Below are 19,527 nucleotides of genomic sequence, written 5' to 3' on the forward strand. Positions count from 1 at the left end.
AATTTAAGCCATGTTTGTTATTTTTATTGCGCGCCAGCTTTCAATTCAAGAAGCGTGTGACCAAGACCAATGTCGTCGGTACGAGTTACCACTTCAAAGCCCGCTTCTTCAACGATCTCTAAGAAATCTTCACTGCGGTAAAAACGGCTGTTGCCATTTGCCAAACAGGTAAAGTAGAGAGACGTCGCGTTTAAGCTATAAGAAGCCGCATCGTATTTCTGTGCATCCCAAAACAGTTCAAGGATATAGACAGTCGCCTCTTCTGACATATGAGAGCGAACACGCTTTAATATACTCAGAATCTCCATTGGCGAGAAGCAATCAAGAAACTGGCTCATCCACCACACATCCGCACCCGTCGGCAACGCTTGTTGTTTGTCGAGCATGTTGGCTGGGAATGGAGTCACTCGGTCTCGATGGCCATGTTGTGTCGCGTTTGCCATTGCCATTTCTAGTTGCTGTGGCAAATCAACAATCGTAACCTCAACGTCGGAGTCATGGTTGCAGCACTGCATTGCCCACTTACCGGTGTTACCACCGATATCCACCAGCGATTTAGGTTTCTTGCTGAAGACTTTCTCAAGCAAAACAGGGAACGAACGGTCCGAATAGAAGTGATCGAACTTAAACCAACTCTCTTTGGCTTTTTCTGGCAATTGAGACAAGCCTTGGTAAATGGTTTCCCAATCACCCAGTTCTTTCAGGCCGGCAGGTGTGCCTTCTTCAATCGCTTCGGTTAGATGCATCATCGCTGCGTAACAAACATCGGCTGTGAAATCCATGTTTGCGTTGGTCATACCATCGTGCAGAAGGTAAAAACCAAGGTTGGCCATTTTATAGTTAGGTTTGTCCCAAGTAACAATATGAGCACTTAACGCCATATCAAGCAGAACTTTTACGCCGTACTCAGATACACCCGTTATTTCCGAAAGAGTCTCTGCAGGTAAACCATCATTACCCGCGTCATCTAACGCTTTCAAGATACCTAAATCACGAAGTGTACGGGCAGTATGAAAAACAATGGGAGCGAAAGACAATTTCTGCGCTTCTGTTTTTGCTTCTAATGCGTTGAATGGATCTAATTTATATTCCGACACGAAAAACCTAACTTTAAATAATAGAGGATTACTCAGCTGCCATTTGTGCAAGCTTACGTTTAATATCAACGTTTAAGTTATTAACCCAACGGTTGTAATTACGGTGTATTTCACCATCGTCGTACTTCAAATTCTCTGATTCAACGTAAAGAATAGAGTAAAACTTGTCACTATAAGGAATTTCAATCACAGCATGGTGTGAACGAACATACAGTTCTGCACGGATCAAGCCAGGCTTTATTTCTGAAACCAACCAGCCTCGGTTTTCAGCAGACTCATAAATAGCTGATTTCACCTGTTTACTTTGAAGATTAAGTGCAACTGGAGTATCCTCAACATTCATTACAGGTTGGACACGTCCACACCCTGCAAGAACGAATATGAATAACATTGAAACGGCTATTTTTAGTAATTTCATTTAAATTCCTTACCTGTGTTTATTTATAAGCACGCATAGTATTTAGTTAGACCCAAAGCAAATCAATACTCTATGTCAAATCAATCCCAATTAATGTCGTTTAATATTGAGAAATGGTCTGCAAATTCTGCGGGGCTCAATTCCGTTGCCGAATGGCAAACATGGAGTACAAATTTAGATTGGCCACAAGATGGCTCAACTGAATTTAAAGCCATCCCGCCGATGATGCGTCGCCGAATGAGCCTGCAAAGTAAGCTTGCCGTCCAAACCGCATTGACTCTATTAAAAGACACCTCGGTTGATTTTCTGGTTTTTGCCAGCCGACATGGTGAGCTGCACCGAACTGCCACATTGATTCAATCAATCTTAGAAGGTGATGACGCCTCACCAATGGCGTTCTCGCAGTCGGTGCACAATACCGCTGCTGGTCTCACAACGATTGCCGCAAAAGCGCCGATTCCACTGACCTCTATCGCTGCTGGGCAAGATACCTTTCATAACGCCCTGATTGAAGCTTACCTTTATCTTCACCAATACCCATCGCATCGTGTCTTAGTCATCGACTTTGACCAACCGCTGCCTGAGCTTTACCAAGAATACGAAACACAACACTATGCTGATTATGCTCTGGGCTTAGTGCTCACGACTGGCGGTGAATACTCTATTACTAGAACAGTAGAACCCAACCAAGCATCTTCCGGGTTACCACAAGGGCTACAAACGCTCCAACATATCTTATTGGGTACAAATAAGTGGACTCTTGCTGGCAAGCACCAAACTTGGTCGTGGATAAATAACGCCAAGACAGGAACACAGCAATGAGCAAGTTAGACCAATATTGGCGAGTGTTTGCGACAGGATTCTGCTTTACCACCTTTGGGCTGGGAGGCTTAGTATTAAGCTTCTTAATCTTACCTTCTATTGCAATAACGACACCCAATACCATTGAAAGAGAGCTCAAAGTTCAGCGACTGATTCGTTTCTCCTTCAATGCTTTTTGCCAAATCATGAAGTTCACCGGCGCGATTGATTACCGAATTGATGGCGCGGATCTATTACGTGAAGATCGTAACTGCATCATCGTCGCCAATCACCCTAGCTTAATCGACTATGTGCTGATCGCTTCTCAACTTCCTCAATGTGACTGCCTCGTTAAGGCCGCAATTTGGGAAAACCCTTTTATGAAAAGGATTGTCAAAGCGGCGGGCTATATACCCAACCAAGCTCCTGACGATCTTTTAGAACGCTGCGAAGAACGTTTCTCACGTGGCAATGTGCTGTTGGTTTTTCCCGAAGGAACTCGCACAACGCCCGGAATTGAACCATCATTACAACGTGGGGCGGCACAAATAGCCACGCGAACACAAACCGATTTACGCGTGATTCATATTACGGTTTCTCCGACATTCTTAACGAAAGAGAAAAAATGGTATCAAGTTCCTGCGACGAAACCCTTTTTTCATATCGCGGTGAAAGGTAAAATAGAAGTCGCACCATTTATTGAGAATTCAAATAACTTAACTTCGGCAGCAAGGCGCCTTAATCATCACCTTGCACACTCTATTTTCCCTTCCGAAGAAAGCATTTAGCTCATCAATAAAGCAACTGGCGATATCAGCATTTCGAAAATACATCGCATAATGTAGAATCGCCCCCTTAAAGCAGCATTCAGATAAAGCATTAAGTAGGCCAAAGTGGAAACATTACACAACGAACTGAAACAACTGATCATCGACGCATTGAACCTTGAAGACATGAGTATTGATGAGATTGAAACGGAAGCTCCACTATTTGGTGATGGACTTGGATTAGACTCTATTGATGCGCTAGAGCTTGGTCTTGCTATCAAGAAGAAGTACAACATCGTTATCGATGCCGACGATTCAAACACTCGCCAGCATTTTGCATCGGTTGAAAACCTAGCGAACTACATCTCCTCTCAAACGAACAACTAGACAGATCTTTATGACACAAGCGAACCAACAAGAAGTATACAACCAGGTTAAAGATGCGCTTATTGAGCTGTTCGAGCTTGAAGCTGAAGATATCACGCCTGAAGCTCATCTTTATCTTGATCTAGACCTAGACAGCATTGATGCGGTTGATTTGGTCGTTCACCTACAGAACGTAACAGGTAAGAAGATCAAGCCTGAAGAGTTCAAAGCAGTACGCACCGTTAATGACGTTGTAGAGTCTGTGGTTGAACTATTGAAGGACGCATAATGCGTCCTCTGCTGACTTTACTGTCGGCAATCATACTTTTCACTTATCCAATAGCGGTTTACTTTGGACTCAACAAGTTTGGCCTACAAACCGTTGGTATTGCCTTGGCCGCTATCTTTGCTGTCCGCATTTTTACTGGCGGTCAGGCTAAAATCAAAGAGCTAAAACACCTAGCTTGGATCAGTGGTAGTGCCGGGATTGTTCTGCTGGCATTAGGATTAACCTTCAAGCAGCATGGCTGGTTAACCTATTATCCGGTCATCGTTAACGTTTGTATGTTGGTTGTGTTCGCTTCAAGCCTTTGGCAACCGCAAACGATTATCGAGCGTCTTGCTCGATTCCAAGAGCCTGAACTTCCGCAAAGTGGCATTGGTTACACACGAAAAGTCACCAAAGTTTGGTGTTTGTTCTTTGTTATCAATGGCTCTATTGCCCTTTATACCTGCTTCCAACCTCTTGAAATATGGACCCTATACAATGGCTTACTCAGCTATTTATTCGCAGGGTTACTCTTTGCAGGAGAGTGGATAGTAAGACAGCGCATTCGTCAGAGTTAAATTGTTATGACACAAACCGTATCTTACATCTCGTTGTCTGAACTTCTCAGCCAAACAAGAGCCCCTGAATCGATTGTCTGCTTTGATGACAATAGCGAGATTACGTGGCAAACATTTAACGACGACTTATCTCAACTCGTACAGCTTTTATCTTCACCCCCTTTTCAACGAGTTGCGATTTGCACCCAAGACAGCTACCTATTTTCGGTGGCCTTTTTGGCATGTGCCGTCAGCCAAAAACACATCATCTTGCCGGGCAACTACCAGCCCTGTGCGCTTGCGGAATTGAGTGAACATTTTGATTGCCTGTTAGTTGATGACTCGATTGGTGAAGTTGAGGTTAGTGACGTTCGCAATATCCAAAACTTATTGGACTCAAGCACGGAGTCAAAACAACCTCTAATCGATAATCTTGCGACCATTGATTTGGCAGCCATCCAATTGACCCTGTTTACTTCAGGTTCAAGCGGCACACCCAAGGCAATCAATAAAACATTAGAACACCTAGACATTGAGACAGCTCAGCTAGATAAGAACTGGGGCGGAATGCTGAAGGGAAAACAAGTTCACAGCACGGTCTCGCACCAACATATCTATGGTCTGTTGTTTCGAATCTTATGGCCGCTCTGTTCTGGTGTTCCATTTGCTCGAAACAACCTTGAGTACCCTGAACAGATCTTGTCTCACGCCAATAAAAACTGTGTTTTGATAAGTAGCCCAGCTCTGCTCAAACGATTAAAGCACGAAACAAAATCTGCTCAGCTTGCTGGTGTGTTCTCTTCTGGTGGCCCATTACCGACTGAGTCTGCTCACCAATCACGTAGCCTGCTTGGTCATTTACCGATTGAAGTGTTTGGCAGCACAGAAACCGGCGGTATCGCATTTCGTCAGCAAGAGAGCGCTCAAACACCTTGGCAACTTTTTGACTGTATTGAGGCTAGTCTCAACAGTGAGAATTGCATTAAGTTATTGTCGCCGTACATCGACAAAAACAACTGGTATCAAACCGCCGATGAGTGCGAAATGGTCTCGGATAATCAATTCATATTGAAAGGCCGAACCGACCGAGTGATCAAGATAGAAGAAAAACGAGTATCACTGGTTGAAGTCGAAAAGCGACTAGAGCAACTGCCTTGGATAAGTGAATGCGTGGTGATTCCATTTGAAGAGCCTGAACGCTTAATCTTGGCGTCGGTTTTGGTATTATCAGACGAAGGCCAAGCGACACTCGCGACCATGAGCAGAGGCAAGTTCTGGTTGATGCTGCGTTCAGAACTCAGAAAATGGTTAGAGCCAATCGCCATCCCGAGAAAGTATCGTGTGGTTGATGAGATTCCCCTCAACAGCCAAGGCAAGCGATTAACTTCTCACATAGAGCAGCTCGTAAAATCATAGAAATCGCTTATCGTGTTTTACACTGAGTTTATCTTTTTATATTTTTGTCAGAACACCCATTTTCAGCCCAAGGATTCTAAGCACACGCTATGGATAAGAGAAAGCCAAACATCATTGCTGTTGACACTGCAGAGAATGAATCGACCCTGACACTCCATGTTACTGGAGACATCACCGATTTTAAGGGGCACTTCAAGAGTTTCCCTATTCTTCCGGGCGTCACACAGATTGATTGGGCACTTCACTATGCAGTTCAAGAGCTGAGTGTCCCTGGTTACTTTAAAGGCATGGAAGTCATCAAATTCCAAGAGCCTATCCTGCCCGACTCGACCATACAGCTGTCACTCAAGTGGGATGCTGACAAAGATAAATTAAGCTTCAGCTACACCTCGAACAAGGGTGAACAAACCCACTCTTCAGGAAAAATGAAGCTGGGAGAGAAAAGTGAATAGCGCTCCGCTCGAGGCTACTTCTCAGCACCGACTTAAAGAGAGCAGCTATAACGCTTGCTTTCTGATTCCGTGCTTTAACCATGGCGCAACCATGCCTGCGGTGGTTTCTTCGCTCCATCATTTTGAATTGCCGATCATCATCGTTGACGATGGCAGTGAACTCGCGACTAAGCAGTTTCTGGCTCCCCTTGCCGATAGCCCAAGCGTAACTTTGGTAACGCTCGAACAGAACCAAGGCAAAGGCGGCGCTGTAAAAGCTGGCATCAAGCAAGCGCAAGAGCTCGGCTTTAGTCATGCCATACAGATTGATGCTGACGGTCAACACGACCTTGAAGCACTACCCGCATTAATCCAAGCTTCGCAAGCTAAGCCGATGCGCTTGATATCAGGTCAGCCTGTTTATGACGAGAGCGTGCCCAAGGCAAGGCTCTACGGGCGCTACGCGACACACATTTGGGTATGGATAGAAACCCTATCTCTATCAATTAAAGACAGCATGTGTGGCTTTAGAGCGTATCCGATCAACCAAACTCAAACAGTGTTGAATAAGTACGATGTTGGTTCGAGAATGGACTTCGATATCGAGATTCTGGTTCGACTGTATTGGGAAGGCTGCGACATCGACTTCGTTGAAACTCGCGTTATCTACCCTGAAAACGGCATCTCTCATTTCGATGCGCTGTGGGACAACGTAAAAATCAGCTGGATGCACACGCGATTGTTCTTTGGCATGTTGCCAAGAGCACCAAAGCTGATTGCTCGCCATTTCAAATCAACGTCTGCTGAAGATGGTCAAAACCAAGATTCCCGGGCTGGATCAAACAACGAATCAGAGCAGCCCCATTGGTCTCGTACTCAAGAACGCGGCACCGTACTTGGCATCAAGCTGTTACTAGCCATTTACACCCTGTTAGGTCGCAGTGTATTCAACCTGATTTTGCGTGGTGTGATGCGTTACTACCATCTAACGGGTAAGCGTGCACGAAACGCCTCAGAACAGTACCTATTTCAACTTAAGGCATACGCTGAACAACAGAATATTGAGTTACCCGCTGAATTAACCAGTTATAACCATCTGCTCTCGTTTGGCCATACTATGCTCGACAAGTTAGCGGCATGGAAAGGCGATTTCTCGGTAGATAACTTGACGATTCATGGCCAAGACCAATTCGAGAGCATGGTCGCAAATAAGCAAGGTGTGCTAATCCTTGGCTCTCACCTTGGTAATATTGAACTGTGTCGAGCTTTGGGTCGCAGACACTCGAACATCAAAATCAACGCGCTGGTTTTTACAGAACACGCCGAACGTTTTAATTCCGTAATGAAAGCGGTCAATCCTCAGTCTGATCTAAACCTGATTCAGGTGACATCAATGGGGCCTGATACCGCAATCTTGTTGCAACAGAAACTGGAACAAGGTGAGTGGATTGTGATTGTTGGCGATAGAACCTCCACCAGCAAAGAGAGTCGCTCTGTATGGGCTGAGTTCTTGGGGAAGGAAGCGCCCTTCCCTCAGGGGCCATTTATGTTAGCCTCGGTTCTCAAAGCGCCAGTATTTCTATTATTTGGACTACGTGACGACTCACAATCCAAGCCGCATTTTAATGTCTATTTTGAGCATTTTAGCGACAAGATAGAACTACCAAGAAAGACTCGCAAACAATCTTTACAGCAAGTCGTACAGAAATACGCAGACCGACTTCAGCACTACACACTGAAAGCACCGCTTCAGTGGTACAACTTTTTTAATTTTTGGACATTGAGCAAGCACCATGACGAAAAAGAATCCAAATAGCATCACCTTTGGTGCCGAACGCCTCACGATTGAGGATGTTGTCGCTATCTCACAAGGCGCAAAAGCCTCGATGAACTCAAGTGAAGCATTCACATCTAAGATCGACCGTGGTGTCGCTTTCTTAGAACGCCTACTAAAAGAAGAAGGCGTAATTTATGGTGTAACAACGGGCTACGGTGATTCATGTACCGTTGCGATTCCATCAAACCTTGTTGATGAATTACCACTGCATCTAACACGCTTCCACGGTTGTGGCTTAGGTGAAATACTGTCTCACGAACAAGCTCGCGCAGTCCTTGCAACACGTCTGTGCTCGCTGTCACAAGGTGTTTCTGGTGTTACTCATGATTTGCTCAACCAAATCGTTACTCTGATTAACCAAGACATATCACCGCGTATTCCTCAAGAAGGCTCTGTCGGTGCCAGTGGCGACTTAACGCCTCTCTCTTACTTGGCTGCAGCCCTAATCGGCGAGCGCGATGTTATTTACAAAGGCGAAGTTCGCCCAACCAGTGACGTCTACAAAGAATTAGGCATTAGCCCTATCAAGCTTAAGCCAAAAGAAGGCTTGGCATTGATGAATGGCACGTCAGTAATGACGGCTTTGGCTTGTATCGCCTACAAGCGTGCGGAATACCTAGCTCAGCTATCAACTAAGATCACCGCAATGGTATCTGTGGGTATGCACGGCAATGATTTTCACTTCGATGAAGCGCTGTTTGCAGTGAAGCCTCATCCGGGTCAACAGCAAGTTGCTGCATGGCTACGTGATGACTTACAAGCGGATCGCCCGCCACGCAACAGTGATCGCCTACAAGATCGTTACTCTCTGCGTTGTGCTCCACATGTGATTGGTGTGGTTCAAGACTCACTACCTTGGCTACGCCAAATGATTGAGAACGAGCTAAACAGCGCTAACGATAACCCAATTATCGATGGCGACAATGAGCGCGTACTGCACGGTGGACACTTCTATGGTGGCCATATCGCAATGGCAATGGATACGCTAAAAACTGCCGTAGCCAACCTTGCTGACCTACTTGATCGCCAAATGGCGCAGCTGATGGACTACAAGTTCAATAACGGCTTGCCATTTAACCTAACGGGCGCTGAAGGCGAACGTAAACCGATTAATCACGGCTTCAAAGCAGTACAGATTGGTGTTTCAGCTTGGACAGCAGAAGCATTGAAACACACCATGCCAGCAAGCGTGTTCTCTCGTTCAACAGAGTGTCACAACCAAGACAAAGTCAGCATGGGCACCATTGCGGCTCGTGATTGTCTGCGTGTGCTTGAACTGACTGAACAAGTGGCGGCAGCATCACTTCTGGCGGGTACACAAGCGCTTGAGCTTCGTAAACGCCACAATGAGCTTGATGAGCACCACATGAGTGAGAACCTAAAGCATATTCGCGACGAAGTGCTTAAAGAGTTTGAATTTATCGTTGAAGATCGACCACTTGAAGGCGATCTGCGCCACTTCATTGCTCGTATTCAAAGTCAGCACTGGTCACTTTACTCATAAAGTAGCTAACTTCATAAAGTAGCCACCCTTTACGCAATATTGTTGAGAGCGATTTATGTCTGAAATTCTTCATCCATTACAATCTGAGGTGACGCTTATCACCTCATTCCAAGATGCCGATCCGATGGGCGTGATCTATCATGGCAACTACTTCCGATTTTTTGAAGAAGTTAGGCGCATCATGATGGATAAGATTGAGTACAACTACCATGAGATGAAGGATTCAGGCTACATGTGGCCGATCATCGATACGCGCGTAAAGTACATCAAAGCGATACCGTTTAATCATCAGATAAAAGTATCGGCTAAGTTAACTGAATGGGAAAACCGCCTGCGTGTTGACTACGAAATTCACGATGCCAACACAGGTGCTCGCATGACACGCGCTCACACCATGCAGGTTGCAGTGACTATTGAAGAGCAAGAGATGTGCTTCGCTTCGCCGAAAGTGTTTACCGATAAAGTCGAGCACTGGCATCAATTTGGCTGCTTATCCCAATCAACTGAGCAGCAGCCAAGCGACCAACAATCCGGCCCATCTCAAGTATCTAACACACAGCAGGTGAAACATGAGTCTGTTTAAGCGCGGACGTAAGCAAATCAGCATCGCACTACTAGGTCTTGCCTCTGTGATGGCGAGTAGCTTTGTTATTGCTAACGAAAGTTCAGCAACCGTCGGCTCTATTTCAGATCTGCAAACAGTATTAAACGCAAACAACATAGTGCGTGGTGAGTTCACCCAAACGCGCAACATGGAAATGTTCGCCCAACCTCTAACATCACAAGGTACTTTCCTGTTAGATAAGTCGAACGGTTTGCTTTGGACACAAGCTACCCCCTTTCCTGTGAGCTTGGTGCTCACCGATAACAAACTGAGCCAAAGGTTTGCCGATCAACCTGCTAAAATCATTACCGATAAAGAAAACCCAATGGCGTTTTATTTCAGCCATATCTTCTTATCTGTGTTTCATGGGGATACGCAAAAACTTCAGGAACAGTTCGCACTCGATTTTGAGCCAGCAACTGCCACAAGCTCTGATGAAAATGTAGAGAATAAATCTTGGACACTCACTCTAAAGCCTAAAAATGCGCCGATGAATGCGGTATTTGAAGCCATTACTCTGCAAGGTCAAAATGATATTGAACGCATTGAACTGAGAGAGATTCGTGGAGACAGCACGGTGATCGAATTTAGTCAGTTAAGCCATCTACCGGAAGTATTATCAGATGCTGAAGCGCAACAATTCCAACTCTAGTCTTGCCCTTGTTTGGCTTGTTGTCGTCATGCTATTTAGCGGATTGTTGATAAAACAATTCGCTTTTTCTTCATCGGTACCGATTGAAAGCAACATCCTAAAGTTACTGCCAGAAAACCAGCAAGACCCAATGGTCGAGCAAGCCTTTCAGCAGATATCCAGCTCGATGAGCGAGCAGGTGGTGTTTATCATCAGCGCCCCCGACGTTGACCAAGCCATGATGGCGACCGACGCTTTTGAAAAAGCTCTCAACCAAAGAGCCTTTTCAAGTCAGCCAACTCTGTTTAAGCAAGTTCAAGGCAAGATCAACGCCAGCACCCAAAGCCAGTGGAGCGATTTCTATTTTCGTCACCGAGCTCAACTGCTGACCCAACAACAAAAAGAGACGCTGACCCACTCGCCGGATTCGCGAGCTCAATACGTCATTCAGTCTCTGTACAATCCGTTCTCAGGCATCACTGCAGCCGAACTGTCGATGGACCCATTTCTACTATTTCGCGACTACATCAGTGCCGTTGGCGTTCAATCAAGTAATTTTGTTCTGAAAGAGGGATACCTCACCGCTCAATCTAATGACCAAACTCATATTTTGGTCACGGCGACTCTGGCGGGTTCACCTTATAGCTTGGCGATTCAAGAACAACTTCCCGATCTTGATTCAATTGAGCGCGAAGTCGAAAAGCAGTTTGGCGTCAAAGTACAGCATACTGGTGTGGTGTTCTATGCCAATTACGGTACCGAAAGTGCGAAATCAGAAATCAGTACCATTGGCTTGGGCTCATTGGCCGGTGTTATTTTATTGGTGTGGCTGACGTTTCGTAGTGCCCTACCACTTGCCTTATCTTTGCTCTCAATCAGTACTGGATTATTGGTTGCGCTGGCAAGCACCGTCGCTATCTTCGGCAAGGTTCACCTGTTTAGTTTGGTGTTCGGTGCCAGCTTGATTGGCGTGTCGATCGATTACTCCTTTCACTACCTGACTGACCGCTTGGCAGCTGGAAGTAAATGGCAAAGTGACAAAGGCTTGAAGCACATTCTCATTGCGATCACCTTGGGTCTGATTACTAGTTTGATTGGCTACTTAGGTTTGCTGGTCGCGCCTTTCCCGGGATTGCAACAACTTGCTCTGTTTTCGTCGATTGGGCTGATTGCAGCTTACGCCAGTGTGGTGTGTTGGTATCCGGTTTTAGCGGCAAAACCAAGCCAAGAGCGGCCTCTTCCCCTGTCGAAACTTTGGCATACTTGGTTAAGCCTCTGGAGCAACCAAAAATTTAAAATTGGCTTACCGTTAACTGTGACAGTCTTGAGCCTGATATCACTCAGTCAAATTCGCTACGACGACGATATTCGCCAACTTCAGGCGATGCCAGAGCAACTCAAACAGCAAGAGCAAGCCATTACTGAAATCTCAGGATTAGGCAGTGGTCAAAATATGCTTTTGGTGACTGCCAACAGCGACCAAAAGCTACTCAAAAAACTGGCAGAAATCACCACAAGCTTAGATTCTCTAGTCGATAGCCAAGCTATCTCTGGGTATCGCAGCATCAATCAACAGTTGCTAAGTGAGCAAGAACAACATGATAACTATCAGTTAGTTGAGCAGCTCTATGGTCAACAAAGCCATATATTACAAAGCACGCTAGGTTGGTCTACTTTTCCACAACTACCAAAATTCGCACCCATCACGGTATCTGGATTTTTGGAGTCACCGGTGTCAGAACCCGTTCGACCACTTTGGTTAAAGCCGATCGACGGACAAGCGGCGTCAGTCATTTTGATCAAAGACGTCACAAATTCAGAACTATTCTCTCAATGGCTCGATTCAAACTTTGCTCAGCAACAAGGTGTTAAATACCTTAATAAAGCCGATGAAATCTCCGCTCTCTTTGCGGAATACAGAGTCAAAATCACAGAGTTATTATTGATAGCGTTAGCCGCTATTGGAATGGTTTTAGGTTGGCGTTACGGTGTGAAGCAAAGCCTATTAATGCTGCTGCCTTCATTGATTGCCGGAGTGGCAGGCTTAGCGGTCACGGGTATTTTAGGTTCCACGTTGAACCTGTTTAATCTGCTGGGCTTGATTCTGATTTTAGGGATTGGCATCGACTACACCTTGTTCTTTGCTGAGCAGAAGAAATCACTAAGCACCTTATTAGCGATTACCTTGTCTGGCCTCACGACGCTACTCTCATTTGGCTTATTATCGTTGAGTCAGACTCATGCCATTCATAGCTTTGGGGTAACGGTTCTGACCGGGATCTTTGTCGCGTGGCTACTTTCTCCGCTCGCGATCAACAGTAGTAAAAGCGTAGAACGCCCAACCTCTCGAGAGGCTTTTAGATGATCAAGACATTAAAGGTAACCTTCGCCACACTAGTGGGTATTCTACTCACTGCCTGCTCGATGGTTTCTCAGCAGCCGAGTGGTGCCAGTGTGTCTATCGACAATGACACCGAGCTAGCACTACCAATGCCAGCTGAACTAGGGTACTCCCTCACTGCCAGTCAGCTGATTAGCGCTACGTGGGAAACCGACACACAACAGCTGCCTGTTCAAGTCGAAGTCACAGCGGATAAAGTGGTTTTGGCGGGCTTCTCCTCTTGGGGTACGCGTATTCTATCGCTGCAATACCAGAATCAAGTGATCGACTCACAAGTTCTATCTGGCCTTGGCGCGACTTTACCGCAACCCGAACAGGTGCTTTTTAATTTAATGCTGACCTTATGGCCAGCAGACGCATGGGCGCAACCTTTACAAAGCATAGGTTGGCACCTAGTCGATACCGACAAAACAAGAACCGTTTTTGACGACAAACAACAAGCCATCATTAGTATTGAATACCAAGCAAAAGTCGGCGAACCAAAGACATCTGGAGAGATTGTTTTCAAACATCTAATCCAAGGCTACACCATCACCATACAAACGTTGAACTCAACGATTGTCGACAACCCAAGTAAGAGTTGAACACTATGCCTATTTACATCCAAGACTGTGGTTTCCACTCAGCGCTAGGTTCAGAGATTGCGGACATTCATGGCTGCCTGAAAGACGAGCGTGAATCAAATATGGTCGAAGTGAACGATATGCTGAACGATGGTAAACATACTGTCGTTGGTCAAATCGCGGGTGAACTGCCACCGATTCCTTCAGATCTTACGCGATACGCCACTCGCAACAATCAACTGGCGCTGTCGGCTCTTAATCAAATCGAAGATTCTATCGAGCAAGCAAAATCTCAGTTTGGCGCAGATAGAATTGCAGTAGTTATCGGCACCAGTACTTCGGGAATTTCCGACGGTGAGGCCGCTTTTAAGCACAAACTCGACCAAGGTTCTTTTCCCGAGCATTATCACTACTCAAAACAAGAGCTAGGAAACACCTCTGAGTTTGTTAGTCAATATTGCTCATTAACCGGGCCAAGCTATGCGGTCTCAACGGCTTGCTCGTCCAGTGGTCGTGTGTTTCTCACTGCGCAACGTTTGCTAGATTCAGGCATAGCTGATGCCGTGTTAGTCGGTGGCGTCGATACTTTATGTAAGCTGACACTCAACGGTTTTCATGGCCTAGAAGCTCTTTCAACAACACATTGTAAGCCATTTAGTGCAACCCGAGATGGTATTAACATCGGCGAAGCGGCGGCATTTATGTTGCTCAGCAAGGCAAAGCTGGTCGGTGTTAATACAACCCCAAACACGTCGAACATTGCCTTGTTAGGCTGTGGCGATAGCTCTGATGCACACCATATTTCAGCGCCCCACCCTGAAGGGAACGGCGCTGAGCAAGCGATGAGAAAAGCGTTAGATTCTGCTCAGTTACAAGCTGAAGACATCGGTTATATCAATGCTCATGGCACCGCAACTCCACTCAATGATTCAATGGAAAGCAAAGCCATCCATCGTATTTTTGCAAACAAGGTTCCCGTCAGTTCCACCAAGCCTCTTACCGGGCATACTCTTGGCGCCGCAAGTGCAATAGAGGCTGCAATAGCATGGCATATTTTAAAATATGACTTACCGCTTCCCTTACAAAAATGTCAGGATAAAGCTGAAGATATTGAGATTGATTTGGTAAACTGTTCCCAGAAACTTAAAGTAAAGAACATCTTAAGCAACTCTTTCGCTTTTGGTGGCAACAACATTAGCCTGATTTTTGGTGTAGTAAATGACTGATATCCCTTCTGTAGAACAACTTCTCCCACACGATGATCCGATGATATTAATCGATCGTGCTATCAACGTAGAGGCGTTGTCGATTCACTGTCAGGTCGATATTGGTGCTCATAACCTGTTCTTTAATGCCGAATCTCAAACCGTACCAGCGTATGTCGGTATTGAGTTTATGGCGCAGTCTGTTGCTGCGTGGTCTGGATACCACGCACTAAAAAACGGCACCACTCCCCCAATCGGTTTCTTACTCGGTTCTCGCCGTTACAAGTCACTGTGTGATGAATTTACTCAAGGTCAGACCCTTGATATCTACGCCGATCAACTAATGGAAGACAGCGGCATGGCCGTGTTTACCGCTAGAGTCGAAGACCAAGGCGAGTTAGTGGCTCAATGCCAACTCAATGTCTACGTGCCGACCGAACAAAAATTACAAGAAATGAAAACTAGGAGCCCATCATGAGCCGTCAGGTTTTAGTCACTGGTGCCAGCAAAGGCATTGGTAAAGCGATCGCTATTCAACTCGCGAAAGACGGATTTGAAATCGCCGTTCATTACATGAGTGACAAGCAAGGTGCTGAAGAGACGCTGCAGTCGATCATCGAACTGGGTGGCGCAGGTCGTCTTATCCAATTTGATATCGGTAACCGCGGCGAGTGTCGCGAAAAGCTTGAGTCTGATATCGCTGAACATGGCGCTTACTATGGTGTTGTGAACAACGCCGGCATTACTCGTGACACCGCATTTCCAGCCATGACAGAAGAAGAGTGGGACGGCGTGATTCATACCAACCTCGACAGCTTCTACAATGTGCTCCACCCGTGTGTGATGCCTATGGTTCAGAAACGCAAAGGCGGTCGTATCGTCACTCTGGCGTCGGTATCGGGCATCATGGGCAACCGCGGTCAAACCAACTACGCAGCAGCTAAAGCCGGCGTGATTGGCGCGACTAAGTCTCTGGCTCTAGAACTCGCAAAACGCAAGATCACGGTAAACTGTGTCGCTCCTGGCTTAATCGATACCGGCATGGTTGACGAGCACGTGAAAGATCATGCTCTTCCTCAAGTCCCGCTACGTCGCATGGGCGAGCCAGAAGAAGTGGCCGGCCTAGTCAGCTACCTAATGTCTGATATTGCAGGCTACGTGACTCGCCAAGTGATTTCAGTTAATGGAGGCTTAGTATGACCCGCCGCGTTGTTGTAACTGGCATGTCTGGTGTTACTGCCTTTGGTAACGACTGGCAGCAGATCGAGCCGAAACTAAAAGCCTGTGAAAATGCCACCCAATATATGCCAAGCTTTGAACAATACGATGGTCTCAACACTAAGCTTGCTGCGCCTATTGATGACTTCCAACTGCCAAAACACTATAAGCGTAAACAAGTGCGTGGCATGGGACGAGTATCCCGCCTAGCCACCGTAGCGACAGAAAATGCATTAGAGCAAGCAGGACTGATTGGCCACGATATTTTAACCAATGGTGAAACCGGTATTGCTTACGGCTCTTCAACCGGCAGTACTGATGCCGTTGGTGCGTTTGGTGTGATGTTGAATGAGAAGTCGACACGAGCAATCACAGCAACCACTTACGTTCAAATGATGCCACACACAGCCGCGGTAAACGTGGGTCTGTTCTTCGGTCTGCGTGGACGCGTGATTCCCACCAGCAGTGCGTGTACTTCAGGAAGCCAAGCGATTGGTTATGCCTATGAAGCGATTAAGCACGGCTACCAAACCGTGATGGTTGCCGGTGGTGGTGAAGAGCTATGCCCAACTGAGTCTGCCGTTTTCGATACCCTTTTTGCTACCAGTTTAAAAAACGACACACCAAAAAAATCTCCTAGCCCTTACGACAGTGGGCGCGATGGCCTTGTTATCGGTGAAGGCGCTGGCACGCTTGTTCTTGAAGAGTATGAACATGCTGTGGCTCGTGGCGCAAAGATCTACGCTGAGATCATCGGCTTTGCCAGCAACTGCGATGCCGCTCATGTGACACAACCTCAGATGGAAACCATGCAAATTTGTATGGAAAAAGCTTTGAAAGATGCGCAACTTCCGGCTGAAAAGATTGGCTATGTATCTGCGCACGGAACGGCGACTGAAAAAGGCGATATTGCAGAAAGTAACGCGACCGCGAACATTTTTGGTGAAGTGCCAATCAGCTCATTGAAAAGCTACTTTGGTCATACGCTTGGCGCGTGTGGTGCGATTGAAGCTTGGTTAAGCCTAGAGATGATGCATTCAGGTTGGTTCAGCCCAACATTGAATCTTGAGAATATCGACGAACAGTGCGGCAAGCTCGATTACATCACTGGCTCAGGTCGCGAATTGGACGTTGAATATCTGATGAGCAACAACTTCGCTTTTGGTGGAATCAACACTTCAATCATCTTCAAAAAAATCTAGGATAGATAATGAAAAACTGGTTAGTTGCTGCTGTTGTCGTTTTACTCGCAGGTTGTAGTGCTCCGAAATATTCAGGAAACGCACTACCAGAAGCAAATACAATTGAACAAGTAACGATTGTTGAAGACGAGAAAACTCGTGCGGTTTTCCTCGATTCCATGCTCGACTGGTGTCTGAATAATCAGGTCAAATGTAAAGTCGTTGCCGACGGCTCAGAACATAATCCTGAGGACATCACGCTTGATTATGTCTCTCGTTGGAGTTGGGATTTCAGAACCTTTGTGGCAGACGCTAAGATCTCGGCTTATCAAGATCAACAGCGCGTAGGCAATGTCGAATTCAAAGCGCCAAACAGCGGAAACTTTTCTAAGTTTGGTGACGATATGGAACGCATCAAAGCGATGATGGACATCTTGTTCGATAAGAAAACAGCCGCGCAAGCGACTCAAATGATTGCCGACGACAAGCTCTAACGAAATCGTTCAGATAGTAAAACTCTAGAAAAATAAAAAGGGTCAGTAACCAAGTTACTGACCCTTTTTTGATTCTAGCAATCGCTCAATTAAGCGTTAGCTTCACGCTCAGCGATGAACTCAAGAGCCATCTTGATGCGAGCGATTACGCGCTCTTTACCAACAAGCTCCATCACTGCATCAACAGAAGGAGACTGACCGCCGCCTGTTACTGCTACGCGAAGTGGCATACCGATTTTACCCATGCCGATCTCTAGCTCTTCACATACTGCTGCAATCACACCATCTTTGATGTTTGCAGTAGTGAAATCTTCAAGTGCTTCAACCTTAGCAAGAGCAAGCTCTAGTGGGCCTTTAGCAACACCACGTAGGTGCTTCTTCGCTGCGCCAGCTTCAAACTCAGAGAAATCTTCGTAGAAATAACGAGATTGCTCAGCAAGTTCGATAAGCGTGTTACAACGCTCGCCAACTAGCTTGATCACTTCAGTGATAGCCGGGCCGTTTGTTGTATCGATCTTCTGTGCGTCTAGGTGCCATTGCAGGTATTTAGCAACGTACTCAGGCTCAGAAGTCTTGATGTAGTGGTTGTTCAACCAAAGTAGCTTGTCAGTGTTGAATGCAGAAGCAGACTTGCTGATAGCGTTCAGGCTGAAGAATTCAATCATCTCTTCTTGAGAGAAGATCTCTTGGTCACCGTGAGACCAGCCTAAACGAACTAGGTAGTTGTTTAGTGCATTTGGTAGGTAACCTTCGTCGCGGTATTGCATTACAGAAACAGCACCGTGACGCTTAGAAAGTTTCGCACCGTCATCACCAAGAATCATTGCACAGTGAGCGAAAGTTGGAACTGGTGCGCCTAGTGCTTCATAGATGTTGATTTGACGAGGTGTGTTGTTAATGTGGTCTTCACCACGAACAACGTGTGTAATACCCATATCCCAGTCATCCACTACCACTACGAAGTTGTATGTTGGTGCACCGTCTGTACGACGAATGATCAGGTCATCAAGTTGGCTGTTCGCGATTTCAATGCGACCACGGATTTGGTCATCAAATACTACGCTGCCTTCTTTAGGGTTACGGAAACGGATAACGCATGCATCACCTTCTTTTGCTGCTTCGTTTGCTGCAACAATTTTAGGGTGGTTAGCATCGTAACGAGCCATCTCTTTGTTTTCTTCTTGCTCTGCACGAATTTCATCAAGCAGTTCTTTAGACGCGTAGCATTTGAATGCTTTGTCTTCAGCAAGTAGCTTATCAACCATTTCGTTGTAACGGTCAAAACGCTTAGATTGGTAGTAAGGACCTTCATCCCATTCCATACCCATCCATTGCATGCCTTCTAGAATTGCATCAACCGCTTCTTGAGAGTTACGCTCAAGGTCCGTGTCTTCGATACGTAGAACGAATTCACCACCTTGGTTCTTAGCGAATAGCCAAGAGTAAAGTGCAGTACGTGCACCACCAACGTGAAGATAGCCAGTTGGGCTAGGAGCAAAACGAGTTTTAACCGTCATTTAAATACCTTGATTATGTAGGTGATTCTTTTAGTGCTCGCCATTACAAAGTCTGTAACAGACAAATATCACTAAATTTTGGGCGCTATTTTATCACCACCGCTTAAATCTACAATCAGTAGTGAATGATTAATGTGCTGATCTTGTACGAAAGCTATCGTAGAAGGAGAAAACCAATAGCTCAAGTCCATGTCATATGCTCTAAAAAGATAAATTCTCGCCACGCTCGCGATAAACCTCATCCATTCCAC

General features: G+C 46.0%; 21 protein-coding genes. 18 read left to right on the top strand and 3 right to left on the bottom strand.

Annotated features, from left to right (window positions below):
* Nucleotides 1–23: 23 nt before the first annotated feature.
* Nucleotides 24–1,097, bottom strand: coding sequence for a methyltransferase (locus MSG38_RS11830; protein WP_108111600.1), 1,074 nt, complete (start codon nt 1,095–1,097; stop codon nt 24–26).
* A 28-nt stretch (nt 1,098–1,125) separates the two neighbouring features.
* Nucleotides 1,126–1,515 (bottom strand): hypothetical protein, encoded by a 390-nt coding sequence (locus MSG38_RS11835; protein ID WP_017084503.1) that lies wholly within the window; start codon nt 1,513–1,515, stop codon nt 1,126–1,128.
* A 72-nt stretch (nt 1,516–1,587) separates the two neighbouring features.
* Between MSG38_RS11835 and MSG38_RS11840 the strand changes: the two genes are divergently transcribed.
* The 18 genes from MSG38_RS11840 to MSG38_RS11925 all read left to right on the top strand — a co-directional run bounded on the left by MSG38_RS11840 (nt 1,588) and on the right by MSG38_RS11925 (nt 17,759).
* On the top strand, nt 1,588–2,337 hold the full coding sequence (locus tag MSG38_RS11840; RefSeq protein WP_248401908.1) for a beta-ketoacyl synthase chain length factor: 750 nt from the start codon (nt 1,588–1,590) through the stop codon (nt 2,335–2,337).
* A complete protein-coding gene (locus MSG38_RS11845) occupies nt 2,334–3,104 on the top strand; it encodes a lysophospholipid acyltransferase family protein (protein ID WP_248401909.1) in 771 nt (256 codons plus the stop codon). Before MSG38_RS11840 ends, MSG38_RS11845 begins: the two co-directional genes overlap by 4 nt.
* A 105-nt stretch (nt 3,105–3,209) precedes the next feature.
* Nucleotides 3,210–3,470 (top strand): phosphopantetheine-binding protein, encoded by a 261-nt coding sequence (locus MSG38_RS11850; RefSeq protein WP_004736154.1) that lies wholly within the window; start codon nt 3,210–3,212, stop codon nt 3,468–3,470.
* Between the two features lie 10 nt (nt 3,471–3,480).
* Nucleotides 3,481–3,738 carry an acyl carrier protein gene (locus MSG38_RS11855; RefSeq protein ID WP_102449223.1) on the top strand — a complete coding sequence of 86 codons (258 nt, stop codon included), beginning with the start codon at nt 3,481–3,483 and terminating at the stop codon, nt 3,736–3,738.
* Nucleotides 3,738–4,295 (top strand): septation protein IspZ, encoded by a 558-nt coding sequence (locus MSG38_RS11860; protein WP_248401910.1) that lies wholly within the window; start codon nt 3,738–3,740, stop codon nt 4,293–4,295. Before MSG38_RS11855 ends, MSG38_RS11860 begins: the two co-directional genes overlap by 1 nt.
* Nucleotides 4,296–4,301: 6 nt before the next feature.
* A complete protein-coding gene (locus MSG38_RS11865) occupies nt 4,302–5,690 on the top strand; it encodes an AMP-binding protein (RefSeq protein ID WP_248401911.1) in 1,389 nt (462 codons plus the stop codon).
* Between the two features lie 89 nt (nt 5,691–5,779).
* Nucleotides 5,780–6,142 (top strand): 3-hydroxyacyl-ACP dehydratase, encoded by a 363-nt coding sequence (locus tag MSG38_RS11870; RefSeq protein WP_248401912.1) that lies wholly within the window; start codon nt 5,780–5,782, stop codon nt 6,140–6,142.
* The gene (locus MSG38_RS11875) at nt 6,135–7,937 is read left to right on the top strand and encodes a glycosyltransferase family 2 protein (protein WP_248401913.1); all 1,803 of its coding nucleotides are present in this window, start codon (nt 6,135–6,137) and stop codon (nt 7,935–7,937) included. The genes MSG38_RS11870 and MSG38_RS11875 overlap by 8 nt, the downstream gene beginning before the upstream one ends.
* Nucleotides 7,915–9,462, top strand: coding sequence for an aromatic amino acid ammonia-lyase (locus MSG38_RS11880; protein ID WP_248401914.1), 1,548 nt, complete (start codon nt 7,915–7,917; stop codon nt 9,460–9,462). Before MSG38_RS11875 ends, MSG38_RS11880 begins: the two co-directional genes overlap by 23 nt.
* A 55-nt stretch (nt 9,463–9,517) precedes the next feature.
* On the top strand, nt 9,518–10,045 hold the full coding sequence (locus tag MSG38_RS11885; protein ID WP_248401915.1) for an acyl-CoA thioesterase: 528 nt from the start codon (nt 9,518–9,520) through the stop codon (nt 10,043–10,045).
* Nucleotides 10,032–10,718 carry an outer membrane lipoprotein carrier protein LolA gene (locus MSG38_RS11890; protein ID WP_248401916.1) on the top strand — a complete coding sequence of 229 codons (687 nt, stop codon included), beginning with the start codon at nt 10,032–10,034 and terminating at the stop codon, nt 10,716–10,718. Before MSG38_RS11885 ends, MSG38_RS11890 begins: the two co-directional genes overlap by 14 nt.
* Entirely contained in the window at nt 10,690–13,062 is a 2,373-nt protein-coding gene (locus MSG38_RS11895; protein ID WP_248401917.1) for an MMPL family transporter, read from the top strand. Before MSG38_RS11890 ends, MSG38_RS11895 begins: the two co-directional genes overlap by 29 nt.
* Nucleotides 13,059–13,682, top strand: coding sequence for a DUF3261 domain-containing protein (locus MSG38_RS11900; protein WP_248369624.1), 624 nt, complete (start codon nt 13,059–13,061; stop codon nt 13,680–13,682). Before MSG38_RS11895 ends, MSG38_RS11900 begins: the two co-directional genes overlap by 4 nt.
* A gap of 5 nt (nt 13,683–13,687) precedes the next feature.
* Nucleotides 13,688–14,887, top strand: coding sequence for a beta-ketoacyl-[acyl-carrier-protein] synthase family protein (locus tag MSG38_RS11905; protein ID WP_248369626.1), 1,200 nt, complete (start codon nt 13,688–13,690; stop codon nt 14,885–14,887).
* Nucleotides 14,880–15,344, top strand: coding sequence for a hotdog family protein (locus MSG38_RS11910; protein WP_248369628.1), 465 nt, complete (start codon nt 14,880–14,882; stop codon nt 15,342–15,344). The genes MSG38_RS11905 and MSG38_RS11910 overlap by 8 nt, the downstream gene beginning before the upstream one ends.
* Nucleotides 15,341–16,066 (top strand): 3-ketoacyl-ACP reductase FabG2, encoded by a 726-nt coding sequence (locus tag MSG38_RS11915; RefSeq protein ID WP_248369630.1) that lies wholly within the window; start codon nt 15,341–15,343, stop codon nt 16,064–16,066. Before MSG38_RS11910 ends, MSG38_RS11915 begins: the two co-directional genes overlap by 4 nt.
* Nucleotides 16,063–17,286 carry a beta-ketoacyl-ACP synthase gene (locus tag MSG38_RS11920; RefSeq protein ID WP_048611281.1) on the top strand — a complete coding sequence of 408 codons (1,224 nt, stop codon included), beginning with the start codon at nt 16,063–16,065 and terminating at the stop codon, nt 17,284–17,286. The genes MSG38_RS11915 and MSG38_RS11920 overlap by 4 nt, the downstream gene beginning before the upstream one ends.
* Nucleotides 17,287–17,294: 8 nt before the next feature.
* Complete coding sequence (locus MSG38_RS11925; protein ID WP_048609587.1) at nt 17,295–17,759, top strand: Sbal_3080 family lipoprotein; 465 nt, start codon at nt 17,295–17,297, stop codon at nt 17,757–17,759.
* Nucleotides 17,760–17,848: 89 nt separating this feature from the next.
* Here the strand turns inward: MSG38_RS11925 and gltX are convergent, their stop codons facing one another.
* The gene (gltX, locus tag MSG38_RS11930) at nt 17,849–19,276 is read right to left on the bottom strand and encodes a glutamate--tRNA ligase (RefSeq protein ID WP_017069020.1); all 1,428 of its coding nucleotides are present in this window, start codon (nt 19,274–19,276) and stop codon (nt 17,849–17,851) included.
* Nucleotides 19,277–19,527: the final 251 nt, after the last annotated feature.

It is taken from the genome of Vibrio sp. 1CM24A, from assembly GCF_023161725.1.
Taxonomy (GTDB): Bacteria; Pseudomonadota; Gammaproteobacteria; order Enterobacterales; family Vibrionaceae; genus Vibrio; species Vibrio coralliirubri.

What these genes read in the sequence shown, in the direction of transcription:
- MSG38_RS11835 (WP_017084503.1), bottom strand. Translation starts at nt 1,515, where the DNA reads ATGAAATTACTAAAAATAGCCGTTTCAATGTTATTCATATTCGTTCTT.
- MSG38_RS11840 (WP_248401908.1), top strand. Translation starts at nt 1,588, where the DNA reads ATGTCAAATCAATCCCAATTAATGTCGTTTAATATTGAGAAATGGTCT.
- MSG38_RS11845 (WP_248401909.1), top strand. Translation starts at nt 2,334, where the DNA reads ATGAGCAAGTTAGACCAATATTGGCGAGTGTTTGCGACAGGATTCTGC.
- MSG38_RS11855 (WP_102449223.1), top strand. Translation starts at nt 3,481, where the DNA reads ATGACACAAGCGAACCAACAAGAAGTATACAACCAGGTTAAAGATGCG.
- MSG38_RS11860 (WP_248401910.1), top strand. Translation starts at nt 3,738, where the DNA reads ATGCGTCCTCTGCTGACTTTACTGTCGGCAATCATACTTTTCACTTAT.
- MSG38_RS11865 (WP_248401911.1), top strand. Translation starts at nt 4,302, where the DNA reads ATGACACAAACCGTATCTTACATCTCGTTGTCTGAACTTCTCAGCCAA.
- MSG38_RS11870 (WP_248401912.1), top strand. Translation starts at nt 5,780, where the DNA reads ATGGATAAGAGAAAGCCAAACATCATTGCTGTTGACACTGCAGAGAAT.
- MSG38_RS11880 (WP_248401914.1), top strand. Translation starts at nt 7,915, where the DNA reads ATGACGAAAAAGAATCCAAATAGCATCACCTTTGGTGCCGAACGCCTC.
- MSG38_RS11885 (WP_248401915.1), top strand. Translation starts at nt 9,518, where the DNA reads ATGTCTGAAATTCTTCATCCATTACAATCTGAGGTGACGCTTATCACC.
- MSG38_RS11890 (WP_248401916.1), top strand. Translation starts at nt 10,032, where the DNA reads ATGAGTCTGTTTAAGCGCGGACGTAAGCAAATCAGCATCGCACTACTA.
- MSG38_RS11895 (WP_248401917.1), top strand. Translation starts at nt 10,690, where the DNA reads ATGCTGAAGCGCAACAATTCCAACTCTAGTCTTGCCCTTGTTTGGCTT.
- MSG38_RS11900 (WP_248369624.1), top strand. Translation starts at nt 13,059, where the DNA reads ATGATCAAGACATTAAAGGTAACCTTCGCCACACTAGTGGGTATTCTA.
- MSG38_RS11905 (WP_248369626.1), top strand. Translation starts at nt 13,688, where the DNA reads ATGCCTATTTACATCCAAGACTGTGGTTTCCACTCAGCGCTAGGTTCA.
- MSG38_RS11910 (WP_248369628.1), top strand. Translation starts at nt 14,880, where the DNA reads ATGACTGATATCCCTTCTGTAGAACAACTTCTCCCACACGATGATCCG.
- MSG38_RS11915 (WP_248369630.1), top strand. Translation starts at nt 15,341, where the DNA reads ATGAGCCGTCAGGTTTTAGTCACTGGTGCCAGCAAAGGCATTGGTAAA.
- MSG38_RS11920 (WP_048611281.1), top strand. Translation starts at nt 16,063, where the DNA reads ATGACCCGCCGCGTTGTTGTAACTGGCATGTCTGGTGTTACTGCCTTT.
- MSG38_RS11925 (WP_048609587.1), top strand. Translation starts at nt 17,295, where the DNA reads ATGAAAAACTGGTTAGTTGCTGCTGTTGTCGTTTTACTCGCAGGTTGT.
- gltX (WP_017069020.1), bottom strand. Translation starts at nt 19,276, where the DNA reads ATGACGGTTAAAACTCGTTTTGCTCCTAGCCCAACTGGCTATCTTCAC.